This is a genomic window from Listeria monocytogenes (assembly GCF_041765605.1).
Taxonomy (GTDB): Bacteria; Bacillota; Bacilli; order Lactobacillales; family Listeriaceae; genus Listeria; species Listeria monocytogenes_D.
This window is the reverse complement of sequence record NZ_CP168900.1, coordinates 204,473-230,192: the sequence shown is the minus strand read 5'-3', so window position 1 is coordinate 230,192 and position 25,720 is coordinate 204,473. Positions and strand designations below refer to the sequence as shown.

Annotated in this window: 22 protein-coding genes; 2 read left to right on the top strand and 20 right to left on the bottom strand. The window is 37.7% G+C overall.

Features of this window, described 5'->3' with window-relative positions; genetic code table 11:
• Positions 1-26 precede the first annotated feature (26 nt).
• From actA to hly, 3 genes are all read right to left on the bottom strand, one after another.
• Positions 27-1,841 carry an actin assembly-inducing protein ActA gene (actA, locus tag AB2Q86_RS01130; RefSeq protein ID WP_012582093.1) on the bottom strand — a complete coding sequence of 605 codons (1,815 nt, stop codon included), beginning with the start codon at positions 1,839-1,841 and terminating at the stop codon, positions 27-29.
• 198 nt (positions 1,842-2,039) lie between these two features.
• A complete protein-coding gene (mpl, locus tag AB2Q86_RS01125) occupies positions 2,040-3,572 on the bottom strand; it encodes a zinc metalloproteinase Mpl (RefSeq protein WP_012582094.1) in 1,533 nt (510 codons plus the stop codon).
• A 321-nt stretch (positions 3,573-3,893) separates the two neighbouring features.
• On the bottom strand, positions 3,894-5,483 hold the full coding sequence (gene hly, locus AB2Q86_RS01120; protein ID WP_012582095.1) for a cholesterol-dependent cytolysin listeriolysin O: 1,590 nt from the start codon (positions 5,481-5,483) through the stop codon (positions 3,894-3,896).
• A 242-nt stretch (positions 5,484-5,725) separates the two neighbouring features.
• Here hly and plcA point away from each other — a divergent pair, with 242 nt between their 5' ends.
• Complete coding sequence (gene plcA, locus AB2Q86_RS01115) at positions 5,726-6,679, top strand: phosphatidylinositol-specific phospholipase C (RefSeq protein WP_012582096.1); 954 nt, start codon at positions 5,726-5,728, stop codon at positions 6,677-6,679.
• A gap of 271 nt (positions 6,680-6,950) precedes the next feature.
• Positions 6,951-7,664, top strand: a complete 714-nt coding sequence (gene prfA, locus AB2Q86_RS01110; protein WP_012582097.1) for a listeriolysin O transcriptional regulator PrfA — start codon at positions 6,951-6,953, stop codon at positions 7,662-7,664.
• Positions 7,665-7,707: 43 nt separating this feature from the next.
• On the opposite strand, the gene AB2Q86_RS01105 is transcribed toward prfA, so the two are convergent.
• The 17 genes from AB2Q86_RS01105 to AB2Q86_RS01025 all read right to left on the bottom strand — a co-directional run bounded on the left by AB2Q86_RS01105 (position 7,708) and on the right by AB2Q86_RS01025 (position 25,720).
• Positions 7,708-8,664 carry a ribose-phosphate diphosphokinase gene (locus tag AB2Q86_RS01105; protein ID WP_003722728.1) on the bottom strand — a complete coding sequence of 319 codons (957 nt, stop codon included), beginning with the start codon at positions 8,662-8,664 and terminating at the stop codon, positions 7,708-7,710.
• Between the two features lie 50 nt (positions 8,665-8,714).
• Complete coding sequence (gene glmU, locus AB2Q86_RS01100) at positions 8,715-10,088, bottom strand: bifunctional UDP-N-acetylglucosamine diphosphorylase/glucosamine-1-phosphate N-acetyltransferase GlmU (protein ID WP_012582098.1); 1,374 nt, start codon at positions 10,086-10,088, stop codon at positions 8,715-8,717.
• Between the two features lie 387 nt (positions 10,089-10,475).
• Positions 10,476-10,784: a septation regulator SpoVG gene (gene spoVG, locus AB2Q86_RS01095; RefSeq protein ID WP_003722726.1), complete on the bottom strand. Its 309-nt coding sequence runs from the start codon at positions 10,782-10,784 to the stop codon at positions 10,476-10,478.
• A 118-nt stretch (positions 10,785-10,902) separates the two neighbouring features.
• Positions 10,903-11,211, bottom strand: a complete 309-nt coding sequence (gene spoVG, locus AB2Q86_RS01090) for a septation regulator SpoVG (protein ID WP_003728886.1) — start codon at positions 11,209-11,211, stop codon at positions 10,903-10,905.
• 686 nt (positions 11,212-11,897) lie between these two features.
• A complete protein-coding gene (locus AB2Q86_RS01085) occupies positions 11,898-13,106 on the bottom strand; it encodes an ABC transporter permease (protein WP_003722724.1) in 1,209 nt (402 codons plus the stop codon).
• Positions 13,103-13,795 (bottom strand): ABC transporter ATP-binding protein, encoded by a 693-nt coding sequence (locus AB2Q86_RS01080; protein WP_003728887.1) that lies wholly within the window; start codon positions 13,793-13,795, stop codon positions 13,103-13,105. Before AB2Q86_RS01080 ends, AB2Q86_RS01085 begins: the two co-directional genes overlap by 4 nt.
• 48 nt (positions 13,796-13,843) lie before the next feature.
• Positions 13,844-14,521, bottom strand: coding sequence for an efflux RND transporter periplasmic adaptor subunit (locus AB2Q86_RS01075; protein ID WP_003728888.1), 678 nt, complete (start codon positions 14,519-14,521; stop codon positions 13,844-13,846).
• Between the two features lie 172 nt (positions 14,522-14,693).
• Complete coding sequence (purR, locus tag AB2Q86_RS01070; protein WP_003722721.1) at positions 14,694-15,512, bottom strand: pur operon repressor; 819 nt, start codon at positions 15,510-15,512, stop codon at positions 14,694-14,696.
• Between the two features lie 163 nt (positions 15,513-15,675).
• Positions 15,676-16,413 carry a chitin disaccharide deacetylase gene (chbG, locus tag AB2Q86_RS01065; protein WP_003740180.1) on the bottom strand — a complete coding sequence of 246 codons (738 nt, stop codon included), beginning with the start codon at positions 16,411-16,413 and terminating at the stop codon, positions 15,676-15,678.
• A 25-nt stretch (positions 16,414-16,438) separates the two neighbouring features.
• A complete protein-coding gene (ispE, locus tag AB2Q86_RS01060) occupies positions 16,439-17,314 on the bottom strand; it encodes a 4-(cytidine 5'-diphospho)-2-C-methyl-D-erythritol kinase (RefSeq protein ID WP_003728890.1) in 876 nt (291 codons plus the stop codon).
• A 138-nt stretch (positions 17,315-17,452) separates the two neighbouring features.
• Positions 17,453-17,710, bottom strand: coding sequence for a biofilm formation stimulator Veg (gene veg / locus AB2Q86_RS01055; RefSeq protein ID WP_003718261.1), 258 nt, complete (start codon positions 17,708-17,710; stop codon positions 17,453-17,455).
• A 119-nt stretch (positions 17,711-17,829) separates the two neighbouring features.
• Positions 17,830-18,717, bottom strand: coding sequence for a 16S rRNA (adenine(1518)-N(6)/adenine(1519)-N(6))-dimethyltransferase RsmA (gene rsmA, locus AB2Q86_RS01050; RefSeq protein ID WP_012582100.1), 888 nt, complete (start codon positions 18,715-18,717; stop codon positions 17,830-17,832).
• Entirely contained in the window at positions 18,710-19,285 is a 576-nt protein-coding gene (gene rnmV, locus AB2Q86_RS01045; protein ID WP_003728892.1) for a ribonuclease M5, read from the bottom strand. The genes rsmA and rnmV overlap by 8 nt, the downstream gene beginning before the upstream one ends.
• Before the next feature lie 101 nt (positions 19,286-19,386).
• Entirely contained in the window at positions 19,387-20,601 is a 1,215-nt protein-coding gene (locus AB2Q86_RS01040) for a resuscitation-promoting factor (RefSeq protein ID WP_003728893.1), read from the bottom strand.
• Positions 20,602-20,892: 291 nt separating this feature from the next.
• Positions 20,893-21,666 (bottom strand): TatD family hydrolase, encoded by a 774-nt coding sequence (locus AB2Q86_RS01035; RefSeq protein WP_012582101.1) that lies wholly within the window; start codon positions 21,664-21,666, stop codon positions 20,893-20,895.
• 97 nt (positions 21,667-21,763) lie between these two features.
• Positions 21,764-23,425, bottom strand: coding sequence for an alpha-glucosidase (locus AB2Q86_RS01030; protein WP_003728895.1), 1,662 nt, complete (start codon positions 23,423-23,425; stop codon positions 21,764-21,766).
• Positions 23,426-23,428: 3 nt separating this feature from the next.
• Positions 23,429-25,720 (bottom strand): glycoside hydrolase family 31 protein, encoded by a 2,292-nt coding sequence (locus tag AB2Q86_RS01025; protein ID WP_012582102.1) that lies wholly within the window; start codon positions 25,718-25,720, stop codon positions 23,429-23,431.

Here is a 25,720-nt window from a genome sequence, read left to right as displayed (position 1 = left end):
TCACTTTTTTCTTTCATTCTGCGTCTTCAACTATTTTTTCTTAATTGAATAATTTTGATAAACGCCCCTAAAGAGAACACACCCATAGCTAACATTGCAAGAATTAATGTTGTATGGTTCGCCGATTCTTCTTTTGCTTTTTCGTCTTCTGCACTTTTAGCAATTAATTTTCCTTCTTCAATGCCAGCAGAACGTTTTTTTCCGTTCACATTATTAGCTGGTTCGCTTTCTCCTACCATTTTTTCCTCGGTTTGCGGTTTCATTTCCTCTTTATTTCTTTCTGTAACTTCTTTTTGGATTACTGGTAGGCTCGGCATATCAATTGGCTGATTGTTTGGCTCTGCTTGTTTTTCTATAAATGGCGCTTTATTTTCCCCAAGCGCAGTTTCTTGTGCTTTCGTGATAGGAAGTGCTGCTAGCTTTGGAGAGGTATTCACAGGGGTTATTTTTTTTGATGCTGTTTTCGTTGTAGTTTTTTTGTTAAACACATTTAATGGCTGTGGCGGATTTTCAAATGGTGCTTTTTTAGTTATGTCACTTATCAGAGCCGGTGCGCTTATTTTCGATACCTTTGGACTTAACGAAGGAACCGGGCTGCTAGTAAACGGATTTAATGGTAAAAAACCCGCATTTCTTGAGTGTTTTCCTGTTCCTCTATCTCTTAAATCAGCTAGGCGATCAATTTCTTCTTCTGTTGTCTCGCTGTTTTCGTCATCTGTAAAATCACCACTATTCAGCGAACTAAATTCTTCAGATGTTGGTCTACCGCCTCTCCCGTTCAACTCTTCTTCTGTTGGGATTGGTGGGAAATCAGAGAAATTTTCGCTATGGCGATTAATAGCACTTCTCAAACTAGCTAAATCCCCGCTGGTAAAACTAGAATCTAGCGAAGGTGCTGTTTCCCGCATAATTTCTAGTTCATCTTCTGTTGGAGGCGGCGGAAATTCGAATGAGCTCGGTTCCGATGTAGCAGGAGCATTAAAACCAAGAAGCATTGGCGTCTCTGGCAAAGCAAGTCTTAACTCTTCATCCGTAGGTGGTGCTGGAAAGTCCGAAGCATTTACCTCTTCATTTTTCTTCTTAGTTAATAATTGGTCAATTAACCCTGCACCTTTATCAACAATTGCTTTCTTCACTTCGGGATTTTCGTCGATTTTATCACGCACCCATTTCCCCGCATCTTTTATTTTTTTAAATACTTTAGGGAAAAATGGTTGTTGATTTGCTTTTAAAGGTTGTGGTGTAGACTCATCTGCTGACTGCATGCTAGAATCTAAGTCACTTTCAGAAGTATCCGTAACTGACGCTTTCGCCACTTTTTTCTTATTTGCTTTTGTTGGTTTATCCAGATAAGTAAGGCTTTCAAGCTCACTATCCGATGATGCTATGGCTTTCCTTCTTTTTTTAATTTCCGCTGCGCTATCCGATGGCAATCCTGGATGACGACGCTCCACTTGTATAGCTGGTCGGTCGGCTCCTGAAGCCTCTTCATTTATAGCCGCATTCTCAGTTTGTTCACTGTTGTTATTATTGATATTTGGACCTTTTTCTGCTTTTGCTTTCAACATTGCTATTAGGTCTGCTTTGTTCGTATTTTTCACTTTATTCGATTTTTCTAGTTCCTCAATATCACGTGAACTTACTTCACGTGCAGTTTCGTATCTTGGTCCCGTATTTACCTCGCTTGGCTGCTCTTCTGTTTTTTCTTCTTCCCATTCATCTGTGTTTAGACTGGAATCTTCGCTATCTGTCGCTGCAAATATTATGTCGGGGTTAATCGTAATGCAGTTGGCGGTAATGAAAACTACCATCATCGCACGCATAAATCTATTTAATCCCACTTATACTCCCTCCTCGTGATACGCTAATACAACCTTTTTAGAACAAGGAAAATCTGGCCTTCATTTTCACTAATTTATTCCGTTAAAAATTGGATTAGCAGTTGGTTATCTTCTTAATTAGCTAATTTAAGAAAAAATATTCATGAATTATTTTAAGAATATCACTTGGAGAATTAAGTTTTCTCTAACATTTGTTAATCAGTTAACTCCTACCGCTTCCCAAGCTTCAGCAACTTTTTTAGAAGCATCTTCACCATATAAATCTTTCGCTGCTTGTTGAAGCGCTTTTTTCGCATCGGTAAACTGGGCTTTTTTTGTTAAATAGTACTTTAAGGCGCGGAAGTAAAGCTGCTCTGTTTTTTCTTTTCCAAGTTTAGTGATCGTATTGTAGGCCGCTTTATTTGGTATACCGCTATTAAAATGTACTCCACCCCAGTCGCCTTCCTCTGTGATTGGAAGCGATGCGTAATCCTTCATATGAGCTGCTTGATTATATTTGTCAGGATCTTTGATACTTCTTATTCGCCCATCTCGCGACCCACGCACGCAGACATCCTCGCCAATCAACCAATGATTTGGCGCAATAAAATAACCAAAAACATCGGCGAACGATTCGTTTAGCGCTCCTGATTGTCCCTCGTATTCCAATCCCGCCGAATATTGGATAACTGCATGCGTTAGTTCATGACCAACAATTGTTTTGGCGCACGAAAATGGTTTGAAATTCTTTTTGTCCCCATCTCCATAAAGAATTTCTCGGCCATCCCAAAAGGCATTATTGCAATTCAAGCCATAATGAACAAACGAATCAATTTCTCCACCTTTACCGTCTAGGCTCTCTAGTTGGTGGACATTTTTATAGTATTCGTACACTTCACTTGCGTAAAAATGAGCATCCACCGCGGAACTAAATTCCGGATCCGTAAACATATTCGTTTTATTCGACACCACTTTTCCAAAAGATGCGTCCGTTTTATGATTTAAATCAAAAGTTCTTATGAGTCCTTTATGAGTTCTGTCCACTAAGTAAAATAGGTCATTTATTTTCATGACATGTAATGGTCTCTGGAGTAGTCGGTTAGCTCCTTTACCAAGCGCCTGAAAATCTTTGTGGGTATCAGCCGGCTCTACCTCAGAAAGCATATTTTGTTTTTTTAAAATTGCGCCGGTTTCTGCATCCACTTGAATAATCCAACTCGCAACTTCCGGCTCAGCAAAAATCAATTTTATATTATAAACTAAGCGTTTTGTTCTGGAATTGATGATGATTTCTTTTTCTTTCACTGGATTTCCAATATAACTTTTCACATGAGCTTCACTCTGACCAATGGCTTCAAATGCTTTTTCGATAGCATTTTTTTCTGTCATTTTTATTTGATTAGTAATCTTGAGCTGTCCTTGCTGTAAATCTCCATTTATAAAAGTAATTTTATTATCCGGTGTGACGTGGACCTTGATTTCATCATTATCGGTCAAGTAACCACCAGAACTTAGCGCGAGCGTATAATGCGTAACGCCTAACTTATCTTTTGTCATATCAAGAATTTTAAAGTTTTTATAAAAATCTTTTGCTTCGCAGGAATCTGGCAAAGCTTTTAAATCTGCATGGGTCTTTTTGGCTTGTATATTATTTTGAAGCCTTTCTTCCCCGACAGAATCCGCTTTGACCGTCATAGTGAAATGAGCCTGAAAAGCTATTACCATGATGATACAAATAAGTTTACTTTTCATTTCACCACTCCTTTTCAATTCATAAAAGTAAGTTTAAGCCACCTACAACTAATCTGACAGAGAGAGTTAAGGATACGTTTTTTAGTATATGTGGGAACTAAATTATACGTTTTGCAGTAGAAACTATAGGTGGCTTAAACTTTGGGATATGCTTATATTATATGGAGAAAAAGCCAGACATTCTTTTACATTTGTTAATTCTTCTAAAAAAATAAGCCTGTTTCTACATTCCCCGCAAAATAATTTACGAAGAGTGCAAAACAAGCTTATTTTTCGTGTGTGTTAAGCGGTTTTATTCTTAATTTTTTATTACTTTTAAAATTATTCGATTGGATTATCTACACTATTACTATATTTCGGATAAAGCGTAGTGCCCCAGATGGAGATATTTCTATTTTTCACAAGTGGTAAGTTCCGGTCATCAATTACCGTTCTCCACCATTCCCAAGCTAAACCAGTGCATTCTTTGGCGTAAACATTAATATTTCTTGCGTTACCTGGCAAATAGATGGACGATGTGAAATGAGCTAGCTTGCTTTTATTGTTTTCGCTCCAGTTTTTATGTTGAACAATTTCGTTACCTTCAGGATCATAATTTATTTCATCCCAAGAGATGTTGAATTGAGCAACGTAGCCTCCAGAGTGATCAATATTAATTTTTCCATCTGTATAAGCTTTTGAAGTCGTTTCAATATATTCTGAGTTGTTTTTAATAACAGCTAATTCATTGTCTTTTAAGAAATTTGTTGTATAAGCAATGGGAACTCCTGGTGTTTCCCGGTTAAAAGTAGCACCTTTTTTCAAAATATCTCGTAAGTCTCCGAGGTTGCCATCGATGATTTGAACTTCATCTTTTGCGGAACCACCGTAAATTACGGCTTTGAAGGAAGAATTTTTGATGATATTTGTTAATTCTACATCACCTGAGACAGATTTCCCACTTACGGCAGCGTCAAAAGCAGCTTTTACTTTAGTACTATGGGAATTAGTCGATAATTTCAAATAAACTTGACGACCGTATGCCACACTTGAGATATATGCAGGAGGATTTTCTGCATTTACTCCAAGCGCTTGCAACTGCTCTTTAGTAACAGCTTTGCCGAAAAATCTGGAAGGTCTTGTAGGTTCATTAACATTCACGTTATAGTAAATTTGTTTAAAACTAATGACTTCTTCTTGCATTTTCCCTTCACTGATTGCGCCGAAGTTTACATTCAAGCTATTATTTACAGCTTTAAATGCAGTACCAAATTTTGCAATTAATTGTGATTCACTGTAAGCCATTTCGTCATCATAATCAATTTTTGCACTTACATTCGGATAAGCTTGAGCATATTTTTCATTCCATCTTTCCACTAATGTATTTACTGCGTTGTTAACATTCGATTTAGTAGCATTTTTTACAACGATTTTATTGTCTTGATTAGTCATTCCTGGCAAATCGATGCTAAGTGTTAATGAATCACGTTTTACAGGGAGAACATCTGGTTGATTTTCTACTAATTCCGAATTCGCTTTTACGAGAGCACCTGGATATGTTAGGCTCGAAATTGCATTTACAACTTGGATGTCTGCATTATTTTGATTGATGGATTTCTTCTTTTTCTCCACAACGATATATTCATTTCCATCTTTGTAACCTTTTCTTGGCGGCACATTTGTCACTGCATCTCCGTGGTATACTAATACATTGTTTTTATTATAATCCAATCCTTGTATATACTTATCGATTTCATCCGCGTGTTTCTTTTCGATTGGCGTCTTAGGACTTGCAGGCGGAGATGCTGGTGGTGCCATGGATGAAATTGAATTTTCTTTATTGAATGCAGATGCATCCTTTGCTTCAGTTTGTTGCGCAATTGGTAGACTAATTAATATAAGTGTAATAAAAACTAGCATTATTTTTTTCATGGGTTTCACTCTCCTTCTACATTTTTTAACCTAATAATGCCAAATACCGTTTAGCCCCTCCTTTCTTTTGATAATTATAATATTGGCGAAATTCGCTTCTAAAGATGAAACGCAATATTATATGCTTGCTTTATAGCTTTATTCTAGTCCTGCTGTCCCTTTATCGTCGTTAACAAATGTTAATGCCTCAACATAAAAGTAACTTTAAGATAGGAATATACTAATCAAAGGAGGGGGCCATTTTGTATAAGAATTATTTGCAACGCACATTAGTTTTATTGCTCTGTTTTGTTTTATACTTTTTTACTTTCCCATTAGGCGGAAAAGCATATTCGCTTAATAACTGGAATAAGCCAATAAAGAACTCTGTAACTACAAAACAATGGATGTCCGCTCTACCTGACACAACGAGCCTAGCAGCCATTTCTATCCCAGGTACACATGATACGATGAGTTACAACGGAGACATAACATGGACATTAACCAAACCACTAGCTCAAACACAAACGATGTCATTGTACCAACAACTAGAAGCAGGAATACGGTACATCGATATTAGGGCAAAAGACAATCTCAATATTTACCATGGGCCAATTTTTTTAAATGCATCACTTTCAGGTGTATTAGAAACGATTACTCAATTTTTAAAGAAAAATCCAAAAGAAACCATTATTATGCGTTTAAAAGACGAACAGAACAGCAATGATAGTTTTGATTACCGAATTCAACCATTAATCAACATTTACAAAGATTATTTTTACACCACTCCCAGAAATGACACGAGCAATAAAATCCCTACATTGAAAGATATCCGCGGAAAAATATTATTACTTTCAGAGAACCACACAAAAAAGCCATTAGTCATTAATTCACACAAATTCGGCATGCAGTTCGGCGCATCCAACCAAGTAATTCAAGATGACTACAATGGTCCGAGTGTGAAAAAAAAATTCAAAGAGATTGTCCAGACTGCTTATCAAGCTTCTAAAGCGGACAACAAACTGTTTCTTAACCATATTAGTGCCACTTCATTAACATTCACACCTCGTCAGTATGCTGCAGCATTAAACAACAAAGTAGAGCAGTTCGTACTCAACTTAACATCGGAAAAAGTTCGAGGATTAGGCATACTAATCATGGACTTCCCCGAAAAACAAACAATTAAAAACATCATAAAAAACAATAAATTCAACTAACATATATTATTCCTACAAAAAAGGGTTAGTATATCTCCGAGCAACCATCGGAACTATATACTAACCCTATTTCAATTTTAACATCTAAATAAATCCGTTTTTAAATATGTATGCATTTCTTTTGCGAAATCAAAATTTGTATAATAAAATCCTATATGTAAAAAATATCATTTAGCGTGACTTTCTTTCAACAGCTAACAATTGTTGTTACTGCCTAATGTTTTTAGGGTATTTTAAAAAAGGGCGATAAAAAACGATTGGGGGATGAGACATGAACGCTCAAGCAGAAGAATTCAAAAAATATTTAGAAACTAACGGGATAAAACCAAAACAATTTCATAAAAAAGAACTTATTTTTAACCAATGGGATCCACAAGAATATTGTATTTTCCTATATGATGGTATTACAAAGCTTACAAGTATTAGCGAGAACGGGACCATCATGAATTTACAATACTACAAAGGTGCTTTCGTTATAATGTCTGGCTTTATTGATACAGAAACATCGGTTGGCTATTATAATTTAGAAGTCATTAGCGAACAGGCTACCGCATACGTTATCAAAATAAACGAACTAAAAGAACTACTGAGCAAGAATCTTACGCACTTTTTCTATGTTTTCCAAACCCTACAAAAACAAGTTTCATACAGTCTAGCTAAATTTAATGATTTTTCGATTAACGGAAAGCTTGGCTCTATTTGCGGTCAACTTTTAATCCTGACCTATGTGTATGGTAAAGAAACTCCTGATGGCATCAAGATTGCACTGGATAATTTAACAATGCAGGAGTTAGGATATTCAAGCGGTATCGCACATAGCTCAGCTGTTAGCAGAATTATTTCCAAATTAAAGCAAGAGAATGTTATCGTGTATAAAAATTCATGCTTTTATGTACAAAATCTTGATTATCTCAAAAGATATGCCCCTAAATTAGATGAATGGTTTTATTTAGCATGTCCTGCTACTTGGGGAAAATTAAATTAAATAAAAAAACAGGATTCCTCATGGAGGAATCCTGTTTTATATTTTATTCGAATAAAGAACTTACAGAAGCATTTTCATGAACGCGTACAATCGCTTCACCAAGAAGAGCTGCAACAGATAATTGTTCCATTTTGTCGATCCATTTTTCTTCTGGAAGAGCGATGGAGTTTGTAACAACTAATTTTTCGATTGGTGATTCTTCAATGCGTTTCATAGCCGGACCTGAAAGAACTGGGTGCGAACAACATGCGTAAACTTTTGTTGCGCCAGCTTCACGTAATGCTTTAGCAGCAAGTGTGATTGTTCCAGCTGTATCAATAATATCATCAATAATGATACAAACTTTTCCTTCTACATTACCAACGATGTTCATTACTTCAGCTACGTTTGGACGCGGACGACGCTTATCAATAATAGCAATCGGCGCTTTCAAACGGTCAGCCATTTTGCGAGCACGAGTAACTCCACCATGGTCAGGGGAAACTACTACTAGATCATCACCCAAATGACGTTCGCTGAAATAGTCACTTAGAAGGCGAACTGCATTCAAGTGATCAATTGGAATATCAAAGAAACCTTGGATTTGCGGTGCATGCATATCAAGTGTAATCATTCTTGTTGCACCAGCAGTTTCGATTAAGTTTGCTACTAATTTTGCTGTGATTGGTTCACGACTTCTTGCTTTACGGTCTTGACGTGCGTAACCATAGTAAGGCATAACAATATTAATTGTTGCTGCGGAAGCGCGTTTCAACGCATCAATCATGATCAAAAGTTCCATTAAATTCTGGTTTACAGGATTACTCGTTGATTGAATAACATATACATGACAACCACGGATACTTTCTTCAATGTTAATTTGGATTTCTCCATCACTAAAATGAGTAACGCTTGATTTCCCTAACTCAATACCAACTTCTTTCGCAATCTCTTCAGCTAGTTCACGATTAGAATTTAGCGAGAAAATCTTCAACTTTGGATCAAAATACTCGTTTGACATAATCAGCCTCCACTATTTTTTATTAAAATTTTAAAATTCCCAAATGGAAATTATTTACCGTGATTCAAATGTTTTGCATAACCAAGTTTGTTGTCTTGTTTCGCACGAGCAATACCTAGTGCGTCATCAGGAACATCTTTTGTAATCGTGGAACCAGCAGCTATGAAAGCTCGGTCGCCCACTTTGACAGGCGCAATCAAGTTTGAATTACAGCCAACAAAGACATTATCTCCAATGATGGTTTTCGCTTTGTTTTTGCCGTCGTAATTAACAGCAATACTTCCGCAACCAACATTGACGTTTTTACCAATTTCCGCATCTCCCATATAAATGAAATGTGGTAATTTAGTTCCTTCACCAACAACTGCTTTTTTCGTTTCGACGTAGTTTCCGATTTTCACATTGTCGTGAATGTCAGATTCTGGTCTTAGGTGCGCATATGGGCCAATTTGAACGTCATCGCCAACTTTACTTTCGAAAATAGAAGAAGTTCTGACGTGTACTCGTTCACCGATAACACTGTTTACGATTTCCGAGCCGCTTGTAACCACACAATCATCACCGATTACAGTTTTCCCACGAAGCATAACTCCGGGTTCAATTACTGTATCTTGACCAATTTTTACATCTATATCAATATACGTACTTTCTGGATTAACAAGTGTTACTCCATTACGCATATGATTTTCGTTAATTCGACGTTGCATTAATTTGGATGCTTCAGCTAGGGCAATTCGGTCGTTCACTCCAAGTGACTCCTCGAAAGACTCCATTCTGTAAGCTGCAACCACTTCATCCGAATCTTTTAAAATTTTAATAACATCTGGTAGGTAATATTCTCCTTGCACATTATCGTTAGAAACATTCTCCAACGCTTCAAAAAGAGCTTTATTATCAAAGCAATATGTCCCAGTGTTAATTTCTGAAATCCGTTGTTCTTTTTCTGTCGCATCTTTATGTTCGACTATTTTTTCTACAATGCCTAGGTCATCACGAATAATACGACCGTAACCTGTAGGATCTTCAATAACCGTTGTAAGAATAGTTGCTTTTGCACGTTTTTCGTGGTGATATTTAAGTAAAGCTTCCATCGTACTAGCTTCGATTAAAGGCGTGTCCCCACAAACAACGAGCGTCACACCATCTTTCCCCGCAAGTTCCGCTTTCGCTTGAAGCACCGCATGCGCTGTCCCAAGTTGCTCTTCTTGTTTTACAAACTCGCTTTTACCAGCTAAATGCTCTTGTACTTTCTCAGCTCCGTGACCTACAATTGTAACCACTTTATCAACATTAAGCGTCGAAATTTGATCTACTACATGTTCGACCATTGGTTTTCCACAAACAGGATGCAATACTTTGTAAAGTTTTGATTTCATCCGTGTGCCTTGGCCAGCAGCAAGCACTACAGCATATCGTTTTGACATTATATAGAACCTCCAATATTCACTATTCATCCACTATGAATGATAACGTAAAATTCGCTTTTTTTCAAGAATGCGCCCAAATAAAAAACCTTACCCACATTTTTTAGGTAAAGATTAAATTTAAAGTTTTATTTGTTTGAAAATTCCGAAAGATACAGTATGATTATTTATTTGCTTACTAAAAGAAGAATTTACACTTATGCTACAAAAAAGTTTTCTAAAATGGATCTGATTTTGTAACATCATTTAAAATTCCCCTCCCTGTTTTTATAATCTGCTATTAATTATACCATAGCCAAAATAGAAGACCAAGGCTATTTATGATTTTTTTCATGCTTCTTCTACACAAAAAGGGCTAGCACTAAGCTAGCCCTTGAAAATTTTAAATTATTCAGCAGAAACGGATTCAGATTCTTCTTCTGTAACTGCAGTAGCTTCTTCTTCACCAACGCGCTCATATTCAGCTAAAACTACTTCTTGAATTTTTGCACGAGTGTCGGAATTAATTGGGTGAGCGATATCACGGAATTCACCGTCAACACCACGTTTACTTGGCATAGCTACGAATAAGCCGTTATTCCCATCAATAACGCGAATATCATGAACTACAAATTCCTCATCTAAAGTGATTGAAGCAATCGCTCTCATTCTTCCATCAGTTTCTACACGACGTAATCTCACATCTGTTACTTGCATTATTAGTCACTCCTTATCCCATTTGCCTCTTTCAAAAAGAATCTGCTTATCCCAGCTAAAATCTTAGGTATTTATCCCCCAGCTGTTCCCAACAACGTTCTCCCTAACCGAGGATTTTTTAGTTTTCTTCTACAACACTTTCGTCTGCAGAACTTTCTTCGTTTACTGCTGGTTCGTCCGCTACTTCATAAGCAGCTAAAACGGCTTCTTGAATTTTTGCACGGGTGCCTGAGTTAATTGGATGAGCGATATCTCTAAACTCACCATCCGGCGTACGTTTACTAGGCATAGCTACGAACAAACCCTCGTTGCCATCGATGACACGAATGTCGTGAATAACAAACTCACCGTCAATCGTTATTGAAGAAATAGCTTTCATTCTCCCATCTGTCTCAACACGTCGTAATCTCACATCTGTAATCTCCATTATCTTCACCACCTTAATCTAGTTGCGCTGCTAGTAAACAATGCTCACATGCAACTTAAGTACACACTCGAGAAAAATTCCCCCATAGAAAAAATCACTTTTATAAAGCAAGCAATATTCACGTAAAATTCTTCCCTATGAACATAATAATAAAAAAAACTAAATTTGACAACTTTGTGAATTGTAATCTAAAAAAAATAGTTTTTTTCGGAAAAACGTTGACATTTTCAGATTGTTCCTTCTAATTTTTGTTTTGTATACAATTTTTATCAATATACCCACAAAAACTTCAAAACCATTGCCACAACAGCATCAATCTTTAATCATCATACTATTTTATAAGCAATAACACCAGTGAAACGGTATTAGTTTTGTCATTTTTCAGAAATAATTGTATACAATTATTAGAGGGTTTGTGAGTTTACAGAGCTCATATATTTACATTTTTATACTTCACTATCCCTTTTCCCCTAATTAGCCAACAAATACTGTATACCCCAAAAACCCCATCATAATGCACGATTCGGCAATTAATTTTATTTTTAATCTACATTTTTTACCAAAACCAGATATTGAAAGCGTTTAATTGTGACAAAAAGATTAAATATAGATGACAAGACAACTTGATAGCTATTTTTGATAAAAAAAAGAAACCCGAAACTATTTATTCCGGATTTCTTTTTCGTTTATTCTGATCTTAATGCATCAATTGGTCTTAATTTAGAAGCTTTGTTAGCAGGCGCGATACCAAATATCACTCCGATACATAGTGAGAACACAAAGGAGAAGATAATGGTTCCCGCAGTTATTCCTGATGATATACCTGCGACAGAGCCAAATATGAGCGCTCCCGAGACACCGATAATAATACCGATAACCCCACCACAGACACTAATAACGATTGATTCAATAAGGAATTGTAGCAGAATGGCTCGTTTTTTAGCTCCGAGCGCTTTCCTTATACCAATTTCTCTCGTTCTCTCACTAACAGAGACTAGCATAATATTCATAATTCCTATACCACCAACCACAAGCGAAATGGCAGCAATCGCACCAAGCGCAGTAGTAAGCGTTGTACTAATCGTATTGAAAGCATTCAGAATCTCTTGTTGATTAATGACTTGATAAGATGGTCCCATTTGGGCAGATGAAGCATTTTTTTCTTGTTCTTTTTCATCGCCAAATTTAATTGCAAGACGGGATTCTAGTGTATTTACTACAAAATCAACATCTTCAGCGGATTTTGTTTCTACGTAAATAGTACGGACATTTGTATCTTTTAAGAGTCTTTGAGCGGAAGAAATCGGAATGAAGATTTGATCATCACTTGACCCCATCATAGAGGCACCTTTTTCTTTCAGTACACCCACAACTTTATAAGGCATTCCGTTTAATCTAATAGTTTCACCAATCGGATCACCGAAACCAAATAGATCACTTGCTACCGTAGAGCCTATAACAGCTACTTTCTGGCCATATTCGGTATCAATCGGTAGTAGGAAACGCCCTTCTTTCATTTCTAGGCTACGCGCGGCCTTATACTGGTCATTCGTGCCTATCACCTTATTGCTTGAACTCTTATAATCAAAAGTCGCATTCACTTGACCAGATAATTCTGGAGAAACGCTTTTGACGCCATCAATATTTTGGTATTTCATTACTTCATCATACGTATATTTATCGTTTGGATTAACAGAGCTATTAACTACTGTAATTAAATTCGAACCCAAATCGCCCATTTGATCATCGACTTCTTGCGTTACTCCATTTCCTAGCGATACTAAAAGGATAACTGACGCAACACCGATGATAATACCTAGCATAGTTAGAAAAGATCTTAATTTACTTGCCTTTAATTGTTTCCATGCCATTTTCATGCTTTGGAGAACGTTCATGCTTGCGTCGCCTCCTCATGGAATAATTTACCATCTTGAATACGGATACTTCTTGTACCGTATGAGGCGATTGTTGGATCATGCGTAATCATAACAATGGTGTTTCCTGCACGATTCAATTCTTGCAGTATTCCCATTACTTCTTTACCTGTTTTCGAATCGAGTGCACCAGTTGGTTCATCTGCTAGTAAAATTTGCGGTTTTCCAGCAAGCGCTCTAGCAATAGCCACACGTTGTTGTTGTCCACCCGAAAGTTGCGTTGGTAGATTTCTGCGTTTCTCAAGTAAACCTACTTTTTCCAAGCATTCGATAGCAGCTTTTTCTCGAGCGGAAACGCTAAGCCCTGCATAAATTAGCGGCAATTCTACATTTTCGAAGGCAGATAATTTAGGAAGTAAATTAAACTGCTGAAAAATAAAGCCAATCTTTTTGTTTCTGATTTCGGATAGTTTATTATCACTTAGTTTAAAAACATCTACATTATCGAGATGATAGCTGCCTTCATCTGGAACATCTAAACAGCCAATCATATTCATTAAAGTGGATTTACCGGAACCGGACGGGCCAACGATGGATAAAAACTCGCCTTGCTCAACGGTAAAAGTAACATCGTCTAATGCTTTAAAAGTCTCTCCGCCTAGCGTATATGTTTTTGTTAAATTTTTCATGTCAATTAGCGGTTTTGGCATGTTTATCCCTCCTTCATACAATTTGTCTGATTTGTACTTACAAAAAACTTAGCTAGGAGCACCTGGAACCGTTGCAGTTTCTTGTGTAGGAAGGATTACTTTTTCGTCCTTTTTAACGCCTTTAGTGATTTCGATATTATCTTCGTTATGAAGACCAGTTTCTACAAATTTCTTCACTTTTTTCGTTTGGCCATTGTCTTTTTCTTCTGGAACTAACACGTAATATTTGTCGTCACTGTCTTTTTGAACAGCTTCAATCGGTACGTATAGTGCGTCTTTTTTCTCATTTACTAAAATGGAAGCGTCGGCAGTCATCCCTGCTTTTAAGTCGTCTGTTTTATCTAGTGAAATGATGACAGAGAAGCTAGATACGCCGTTTTGGACTTGCCCTTGTTCTGCGATTTCTTTGACTTTTCCTGTGTATGTTTTGTCAGGAAGTGCTGTTACGGTGATTTTTACTTCTTGGTCTTTCTTGATGTTAGGAATATCAAGTTCATCCATTTGCGCTACTAATTGAAGCTCATCGTAATCCGGAACTTGTGTGTTTTGTGGAGAAATCGCGCCTGTTCCTGTAGCATTGATTTTCATTTCTCCTTGTTTCACTTTGGCTGTAACTAATTTTTCTTGTGTTACGGAGCCACTATTTTTCGACAGCAAGAAAACCGCACCAACGGCTACTACTGCGATAATAACGATAACAATTAACCATTTAACCCATTTTTTCATGAATGTTCTCCTTCTGCTCCTAATGTCTAGAAGCCTTGAATTTTATGTAGTAACGATAGAATCCATTCTACCACAAAAGTTAATTGAGTGAAGTACATCGCAGGGCTGATTTGTTTTTAGTAGCAATTCATCCGAAAAAGAAAAACCCCAGAATGTTTTCCAGGGTTTAAGCTCAACTATTGAAATAATTGCCATCAACGACTTCGATTTGTTTTTCTTTCATATTTACATTTTTTATTTTTACAAGAGATACGTAATCATCTACTAAACGTTCTTCTGCATATTCAGATTCAACTAGCACGCCAATTCCAACTAAATGCGCATTGAATTCCTCTAGTAAATTTTTCATGCCATTAATCGTTCCGCCGGCTTTCATAAAGTCATCCACAATTACTACGTTGGATCCTTCAGCCAGGCTACGTTTGGATAATTCCATTTTTTCGATTCGTTTAGATGAACCGGAAACATAGTTAATGCTCACTGTGGAGCCTTCTGTCACTTTGCTATCACGACGTACGATAACAAATGGAACACTTAAATGTTCAGCAACCGCTTGTGCAATCGGAATCCCTTTAGTTGCAACAGTCATAATCGCATCTATTTTTTGGTTATTGAATTTTGTTGCTAAAATTTTACCAATTGCTTTGAGCGTAACTGGTTCTCCAAGCAAATCAGATAAGTACAAATAGCCACCTGGAAGCAAACGGTTCGGTTCCGCAATTCTATTACATAGTGTGTGCACAAAATCCAGCACATCATCATTTCCCGCTATCGAAATGTACTGCACACCACCAGCAGCACCCGGAACAGTTTCAAGCGTACCAATTCCTCTGTCTTCAAACGTTTTCTTTATGATGACCAAATCTTCACTAATAGAAGACTTAGCTGAGCCATAACGTTCAGCAAACATCGTAAGCGGCACTAACTTTCGCGGATGCGATAACAGAAACTGCGTCATATCAATTAATCGTTCACTGCGACGAATCTTCATAATCTCTCTCCCTTTGATAAAATTCCGTATATTAAAAAGCAATTTCACGTATTTTGTCCGTATTTTCTCTATTATAAAACGTTTTCTATAAAATTGACAACATTTATTATTTTAACCTAACGAAAAGCCTGCCAAATAAACATCCTTTGGCAGGCCCATGCTCTTATAAATCACGAAAACTAATAATCTCTACTTCTTGTTGGCCTAAATATGCTTGTAATTCTCTTGAAGTTAGAATCGAAACTTCTTTGATGCGCGGCTCTACATAACTAGATATCTCGCGCAATGTTTCATCAATATATGCAGGATGCGTCATTACTTCGACTACATCATTCGTTCCAATATGCTCTTGCACTAATTTTTTGATTGTTTCAAAAGATACACCGTCTGCATAAAACTCTGTAGCAAATAAATCAGGTGTTTTTATAGCTCCAAAATCTGAAACATCAGAATGACGTCTAATGCTCACACCGTATTTTTCTGCCAGTTTATGTTGTACAGGATAAATTAACGGCTCAATCGAGTGATGTGTATCAAAGTGAGAAATAGTAATGCCTGCATCTAAAATTTTCTCGATTTGTGCAGTTAACTCTCGTTCCACCTCGTTCATATCCACATCCGCTAATCCATTTTCAAGTGCTGTATAATTTCTGCGGAAACGTCCATCATCATCCGTTAGCGTTTCTAGACCTTGAAGGACTGGAGAACCGAACGTCAGGGTCAAATGCGCACCAATATCGAGACCTGGGTTTTCTTTCGCTACTTCTACTGCCAAATCAAACGCCGGACTATTAGCTAGCAGCGTGGTAGATTTCACAACGCCTCGCTTATAAGACTCTAAAATACCGTAAACTGCTCCTGGGCTAATTCCAAAATCATCTGCATTAAAAATAATTTTCATTTCTTTGACCCCTCTCATTCATTCGTTATTTATTTGTATCGTTCTCGCCTTCACTCCACGGTCTAACCATATAGACTTCCTCACAAAAGCCACGCAAGCCGTTATAGACACGTTTTGCTCTGGAGTACTGTTTGATGAGCGCAAACACTGTCGGCCCGCTACCACTCATAAGAGCCGCCTCAGCACCAAACGCTAACATCCGATCTTTTATTCGTTTAACTTGTGGATTTTTTTCTAATGTCACCGATTCTAGCACATTACCAGTCGACGCAAAAATTCCGTCTAAATCACCATTTTTGATGGATTCAATCATTTTTTTAGTGTCTGGGTGTTCTACACTTTCTACTTGAAGTTCTTTATAGATGGTTGGTGTTGATACGCTGATGCTCGGTTTAGCTAGCACAATCCAGCAACCAGGCATATTAGGTAACGCAGAAATTTTTTCACCACGTCCCGTTGCTAGTGCTGTTCCTCCGTATACGCAAAACGCGATATCAGAACCGATTTCTGAACTAATTTCAGCTAATTCTTCTATTGAAAGACCAAGTTCCCAAATAATATTCAAGCCTTTGAGCGCTGCCGCCGCATCTGAACTACCACCAGCAAGCCCCGCAGAAACAGGAATGTGCTTATCAATTGTAATGCGCACACCCATCTTTACGTCAAAACGCTTTTTTAAAAGAAGAGCCGCTTGATAAATTAAGTTACGACGATCTTCTGGAATAAAGTGCGCTTTTACATCTAGCACAATTTTATCTTCATCTAAGCGTTCTAAGTATAACCTGTCAGCAAGATCAATTGTTGTCATCACCATTTCCACTTCATGATAGCCATCATCACGTTTGTACAGCGCATCAAGTGAAAGATTAATTTTAGCTGGTGCTGTTATGCTTATTTTCATTTTTCTTGGCCTCCGCGTTCAAAATCTCTTTTTCTATTCTATCATACGAAAGAAAAAATATGTAGCTAGCGGTCCAAAACAACTTCTATGTATAGCAAAAACCGAACCATACTATATGGTTCGGCTACTTCAGCTTCATTACAAAGCTAATTCTTTATTATCATCTGTAAATACAAGTTCTACTGCGTCTGTTAAGATATCCGTGTAACTATAGGATACTCTTTCAAAGTTGTTTTCATCTTGATCAAGCTCCACAATGAAAACGGATGGATATGTTTCAGCTAGGATACCGCAACGTTCAATCGTTTTCTTACGACCACCGTTTGCTTTCAATGTCAATGCTTTACCTAATCTAGAATCTAAATTCGTCTTAATGCTTGCAATGGTTTTTGGCATTTATTTTCCACCTCACTAATAACTATTATAGCATAGTTCGGCTTCGAAATCAATAACCAAATATTTTAACAGTTGGAAGGGCTAACTGTCAACTAAGAAAGCGCTTTTTTCTAAAAAAATTATTTTTCCTTTAAAAAATCCCCTAGAAAATTGCTTAATTTAGCGAATTCTGGAATATCTAACGTTTCACCACGGCGGATTAAGTCTATTCCAATGGCATTTAAACCTTCTACTAGCTCGTCTTTGCGAGGTTTTAAAGCCGGGAATTTAGAAGCTAAGTTATTCCAAAGGGTCTTTCTTCTTTGAGCAAATGAAGCTCTTGTTACTTCAAAGAAAAATTCTTCGTCGTTCACTTCAGCTAATGGTTCTTTGCGGCGCTTCAGATGAATTACTGCGGAATCTACATTTGGTTGCGGCATGAAGACGGTTTTTGGCACGATAAAGGCTAATTCAGCTTCCATGTAAAATTGGATAGCGATAGTTAAGCTGCCGTAGCTTTTCGTGCTTGGAACTGCACTTATCCGGTCCGCGACTTCTTTTTGGAGCATAAATGTCATAGAATCTGCCGGGATATTATCGTGTAGAAGTTTTAAAATAATTGGCGTGGTTACGTAATACGGAAGATTGGCTACGATTTTTAGTGGTAGTTCTGGCTTAGCGAATTGCTCTGCTACAACTTCCTCTACATCCGCTTTTAGCACATCGCCATGGACTACTTGGACGTTACTGTAAGCACTAAGCGTATCATCAAGAATTGGCAGTAAACGTTGATCTATCTCAAACGCAACGACTTCATTAGCGGTTTTTGCTAATTGTTCTGTTAACGCGCCAATTCCTGGGCCGATTTCAATTACATTTGTTTCTTTTGTTATTTCTGCTGTATCTGTAATTCGTGTCAAAATATTACTATCGATTAGAAAGTTTTGACCTAAACTTTTCTTAAATAAGAAACCATATTTTTTTAGGATTTCTGTCGTTCTTCCGGGAGTTGCAATATCTTTACTCATTTTCTTCCTCCTGCATAATCTTTTGGCACGCGGCTACTAGCTGTTCTTCACTGATTGCAAATGATTCTAGTCTAGTTTGTAATTGTTTCCCATTTGTATAGCCGATTTTTAGTATATTACCGATTTTTTCTCTACGTTCTTTCGCTCCCGCTCCTCCAAGAAGACCGAGGTGGATAAGAATATCTTTGGAAATAAATTGTTTTTCAGCGGGCGTCCCACTCGTATGGAAGTTTTCCAATGCCTCCCGAATATTAGCGCTACTGGCATGTTCCACCCCAAGGCCGCGTCCTGCTTTTGGCAAAGCGTCTTGGCGATTGATAAAAGCGTGTTTACAGCCTGGTACCGCTGAGTCGATTTGTTTTCGGATTTTTTCACCGGGAAAATCTGGGTCTGTAAAAATAATAACGCCGCGAAGTTCTTGCGCATGTCTGATTTTTTCTATTGTTTCTTGTGAAAGGGCAGATCCATTGGTTTCAATGGTATCGGCAATGACCGAACGATTAATCGCCGTTGTGTCATCCCGTCCTTCTACGACTATAAATTCATGTATTACAGGCTTCCCGCTCATAATGACTACATCCTTTTTTATAAAATAAGTACATACATCATACCACATTTTGGGCAAAGAAAAAACGAGGCCCTATGAGTCAGCCTCGTTTTTATACAAATTTAGTTTAACACTTTGACAGTTACCATTCTTCTACCCCATGAATAGCACTGACTTTCATTTGGGAAATAAACATCAACGATATTCCCTTTGATAACACCGCCAGTATCTCCAGCGATTGCTTCTCCGTATCCTTCAACCCATACTTTAGAGCCAAGCGGAATAACTCGTGGATCAACTGCAATTACTTTTAATCCAGGGTTAGCACTTAGGTTAATGCCGTAAGCTGTAATGCCTCCACCTGAATACGCAGTAGATTCCATTCTGTAAGTTTTACCACCTGATGATGGAGCTGATGATGAAGAACTTGAAGCGGATGAAGATGAAGTGGAAACTTGTGTTGCTACCACTTTTTCTTTCGTACCGCGTACAACTACTTTATCAGTTTTATTAGAAGTGACATTTTCTTTAATGACATCGCGTTTTTTCTCTTTGCCATTTTCAAATGTTACTTTATACTCAACAACTTTTTCGCCGTTCTTACCTTCTTGAACGACTTTTTCAACGCCTTTGTTTAGGCTATCGTCTTCTTTGTAAACTGTTTCGAATTTAACTTGTTCATTTTTCTTTTCTGCTTTTGAATTGACATATGTAACTTCTACAGTCATTTTTTCTTTTAAGTTACTGTCTTTCGCAGGTGACACGCGGTCATCTTGATCAAGTTTAATATTTTTCTCAGCTAGTAAATCACTAACTTTTGTTTTTGTTGTCCATACTGTATCTTTTTTTGTTCCGTTTTGTAAGGAAAGTTGAATGGCACGGTCAATGTTAACCTTAAGGCCATCTTTTAATTTAGTGTCTAATGCTACGTTTAACACATCTTGCGGACGAGTTGTAATATTTTCATCTTTAAGCAAGTCTGCTACGTTTGTTTTTGTGCTCCAAACGTCTTTTTTAGTACCATTATCATTTATTGTAATTTGACGAGCTGGTAAATATTTGATTTCCATACCGTCTTTGATTTCTGCATTTTTTCCTGGAGCAATTTCATCACGTTCACTTACTTTAATGCCTGCTTCGTCTAATGCTTCTGAAACAGTTTTAGCATGTGTTCTTGATTCAATTTTTTCACCAGCGTTTACTATAGTGATATCGTTTTTAGTTCCTTCGAAAACGAAATAAAAAACCAATGCTACTACAATAACAAATCCTGCAATCATGATTGGTAGTTTCCATTTTGATGATTGGGCTACGTTACTGCTGTTTTCCATGGTCATGTATTTCTCCCCTTTCTACTTCGCTAGTGATTATATACAGGGGAGGGAAGAACTGTCAATTTTTTATAGAGATTGTTCACACCTTCGCAAACTTATCGAATAAACGTTGATATAAAGCCATTTTAAAATATATTATTCTTTTAAAGTGTCAAATGTAACAGAAATGTGTCATTTTTCTACGTCTCTGGTCGTAGGCATAAAATAAGGGTTTTTGTCCCAGTCATGATTTTTATCTACACGAAGCTTAAGATTGGGTTACAGACTGGGCCTTATATTACAATTGTGTTACAATCAATCTTTTATTTTAAATAGTCTTTTTGCGTTTTCTGTTGAGTGCGTAGCGATTTCGCTATATTTCATTTCTTTCAGTTCTGCAATTTTTTCGGCAACTAACTTGACGTATCCAGGTTCATTTCTTTTTCCGCGATTTGGAGTTGGAGCTAGGTAAGGCGCGTCAGTTTCTATTAATAAACGGTCAATTGGTATAGCTTGGGCTGCAATTTTTGGTAATTTTGCGTTTTTGAAAGTGACTGTTCCACCGAATGAAATGTAAAAATTCATCGCTAGGCAAGCTTCCATTACTTCGACAGTTTCACCAAAACAATGCATAATCCCGCCAACTTCTTCTGCGTGTTCTTCTTGCAAAATACGTACAACATCTTCTGTTGCTTCGCGGTTGTGAATGACTATCGGTAAATTCACTTCTTTCGCTAAACGGATTTGTTTTCTAAAAACCTCAAATTGCGTTTCTTTTGGCGAAGTATCCCAGTGATAATCTAAGCCCATTTCCCCTAAAGCAACTACTTTCGGGTGTGTAAGTGCTAAATCGCGGAGCCATTCTAAATCTGCATCCGTGAATGTAATAGCGTCCGTAGGGTGCCAGCCGACGATTAATGAGATAAAATCATATTTCTCGGCTAATTCAAGCGCCCGGTCAATCGTTTCTTTATTAAAGCCTACGACAGCCATACGAGTCACATCGTTTTCCTGTGCGCGTTTTATTACTTCTTCTATATCATCGTCAAAAGCCTCGTCATTGAGGTGTACATGCGTGTCAAATAGCAAGGGAATTCCTCCTAATAAAATCATTTCCTTCTATTATACTATAATTTTTGATGCATACAAAAAAAGCCACCTAATATGAGGTGGCTTTTCCAGTGATTTACTTGATTTGATAAACGATTGCTTCGTAAGGTCGTAAAGTTCCTTCTATAATATTAGGAACATTGTTTACAAGAACAGAACCTTTTTGGATTTCGTTCAAAATGGTTTCATCAGAAATAACTTGTTCTTCTTCTGTGAAATTACATAAAACAACTAATTTTTCATTTTCTGTGTAGCGTTCATATGCAAAAATCGCTTCATCTTTAGGTAACAACAAGCGATAATTACCAGTTGTGATGATTTCAGTCGTTTTTCGTAACTTAATAAGATTTTGGTAGTAGTAGAAAATGGAGTCTGGGTTTTTCAGCGCTTCTTCGTTGTTGATTTCTGTATAGCGCGGGTTGACTTTAAGCCAAGGCGTTCCGGTTGTGAAGCCAGCATTCTCGCTATTATCCCACTGGTACGGCGTTCTCGCATTGTCACGGCCTTTTGTGTAAATCGACTGCATGATGCTTTCATGGCTGTGTCCTTGCTCCTTACGCTCTTTATACATGTTTAGCGTTTCGATATCACGGTAATCATCTAGTGTTTCAAAATGAACATTCGTCATCCCGATTTCTTCACCTTGATAAATATATGGTGTTCCTTTCATCATATGCAGACAAGTTGCGAGCATTTTCGCTGAACGAACGCGGAAACGATTGTCATTCCCAAAACGAGAAACGATACGCGGTTGGTCATGATTATTCCAATATAAGCTATTCCAGCCGTTTTCTTGAAGCGCCACTTGCCATTCAGACATATTTTCTTTTAAATCTGGTAAGTAGATTGGTTTTAGATCCCATTTATTGTCGCCATCGGAATCTAAGTTCATATGCTCAAATGTAAAAATCATATCGACTTCGTTATTTGCTGGGTTCGTATAAATTTGCGCGTCGGTTGTACTAGCACCAGGCATTTCCCCAACAGTCATCACATCGTATTTAGAAGTAACTTCTTGGTTCATTTCTTGCAAGAACTCATGGATACGCGGTCCATTGCAGAAATCATTGCCAGCATCACCGTAAATTTGACCATCTGGCACTGGGCCATCTGGGAAATCGGTGTTTTTGGAAATAAAATTAATTACGTCCATGCGGAAACCATCAATGCCTTTATCTAGCCAGAATTTCATCATATTATATACATCTTGGCGTAATTTAGGGTTTTCCCAGTTTAAATCAGGTTGTTTTTTGGAGAACAGGTGTAAATAGTACTCGCCTGTTTTTTCGTCTAATTCCCATGCTGGACCGCTGAAAATCGAACCCCAGTTGTTGATTTCGTTTTCTTCGCGCCAGAAATAGTAATCGCGATATGGGTTATCTTTGGATTTCCGAGATTCTTCAAACCACTTGTGTTCATCAGAAGTATGGTTTACAACTAAGTCCATTACGAGTTTCATATCGCGGTCGTGTAAACCTTGAAGTAATTGATCAAAAGTCGCCATGTCGCCATATTCTTCGTAAATTTTTTGATAATCACGAATATCATAACCATTGTCGTCTTGTGGCGAATCGTATACAGGGGACAACCAGATAACGTCCACGCCAAGCTCTTTTAAATAATCTAATTTCTCGATAATTCCTTGAATATCACCGACTCCATCGCCATTCGAATCATTAAAACTTTTTGGATAGATTTGGTACACTACGCTTTTTTTCCACCAGTCTTTTTCTTTCATTGATTAAATTCCCGCCCTTGTAATTTTGTCTATTTTTTCTCCAAAAACTTGTATTGTAGTTACTTTTTGTTGTAGTTTTTCCTCGCCTTGATGGTTGGCATTTATTTGTACTTCACCATTTTTGAAAGTAGCTGTGAGTGTTGTTTTGGATACTGCGCCGCTTTCATATTGGTAACTTTTCCCATCATCATTATACACGTAACCGCTTGCCGCGTCGCCATCTAAGTAAACCTCTAATGCCAATTCTTGCGTCTCTTTTGTATTTTGAACGCTGCTACCAACTGGCAGAATTGTTCCTGCTTTAATATAAATTGGCATGGTATCAATCGGCGCGTCTGCGATAATATAGTCGCCGCCCACTAACTGTTCTTTCGTCCAATAATTAAACCAAAGCCCTTTTGGCAATCGAACTAAGCGCTTCACTTGGCCTTCGCGAACGATTGGCGCAACGAGGATATTTTCACCTAGCATAAATTGATCATTCACTTGAATTAAATCGCGTTCATCTTTAAACTCCATGTAAAGCGGCCGAACGAGCGGCAAACCACTCTCTGCCGTTTTTTGGAATTCTGTATAAATATACGGCAAAAAGGCATAGCGCAATTCAATATATTGCTTCACAATTCTCTCTGCATCCGCACCAAACGCCCAGGGCTCTTGGTAAATACTATCTTGTACACAGTGATTTCTGAAATATGGTAAAAAGGCCCCAGCTTGCGTCCAACGAATCAACATTTCTTTCGTACAATCCGAAGAAAATCCACCAACATCGGCACCGGTAAACGCAACGCCCGATAATCCTAAATTCATAATCATCGGTAGCGACATTTCTAAATGCTCCCAGTGACTGCGATTATCTCCCGTCCAAACCGCCGAATAACGCTGAACACCCGCATAACCAGCACGAGTGAGCGAAAATGGACGTTCATTTGGCACAAGCCGTTTTAACCCTTCAAAAGTCGCTTTACTCATATACAATCCGTATAAATTATGTGCTTCTTTATGGGTTACATTTTTTCCGTCCAGATTATGCACAACATCTAAATCCATCGTTTTACTTTCATTAAATACAGATGGCTCATTCATATCATTCCAAATCCCGCGTATACCTATATCTGTGTAAAACTTGTGCAAATCGCCCCACCATCGCTGAACAGTCGTACTTAGAAAATCAGGGAAAGCACTGACGCCCGGCCAAACATCCCCATAATAAATCGAACCTTCTAATTTACTGCAGAAATAATTATGTTTGATCCCCTCTTGATAAACAGAATAATCAACATCTTTTTTAATTCCCGGATCGACAATCGGTACAACGTCAATATTTTGTTCACGAAGACGCGCAATCAACTCTGGTCCATTTGGAAAAGTATCCGGGTTAAAAGTGAATACGCGGAAATCATCCATGTAATGTATATCCATGAATACACAGTCGAGTGGAATCTCTTTTTCTTTAAAAGTATTCGCAATCCGTTCCACTTCTTCTTCCGAGGTGTAGCTGTACCTTGATTGATGATAACCTAATGACCATTTTGGCGGAAGTGGTGTTTTACCAGTTAAATCAGTGTAGTTTGCGACAACTTCTTTCGTGTCTTCACCAAAAATAACATATAAATTCGCTTGTCCGCCTTCTGCTAAAATCGTATACATTTCTTCAAAACTTTGGAAATCAAATTCTGTACGATGCGAATTATCATAAAATAAGCCATAGGTTGTTTCCGCAGTATCCGCAATCATGAAAGGAATGGACTGGTATAACTCCACTGTATCTTTATTATGCGGACTGTATACATCCGTGTTCCACATACTAATAATCGAGCCAGCTTTATTCAAGGCACCCGTTTTTTCACCTAGGCCAAAAATCGCTGTTCCAGGATCGCTTTGAATAGAAATTTGGTGTTCTTTATCGCGATTAATTGCCAATCCTTCTGTTTGGAAAATACGCTTCCCAGCTTGTTTCATACTAATTCGGAAAGGATTTTTACAAACAATAATCTCTTTATCCGCAAAATGAAGCTCATAGCCGTCCGTTGTTTCTGTAAATTTAGCCGCTTGTTTTTCCGTATCGTGAATCGCCGCAATCGAAGGTGTTAAATCTACTTCTCCAAATGGGTTCACCGTCACGCGAGCAATTTTTTCATTAACAAAATAGCAACTGAACTGACCGATATCAAGTGTGCCAGTCAGGCAATTATTCGCCCAACTAGCCGTTTTCACTTGATTTACTTTTCTCGGGAAAGCCGTTTTTTGTTTTACATTAGATGGTAAAATCGCAAAACTTGTGGAAGCATCCAT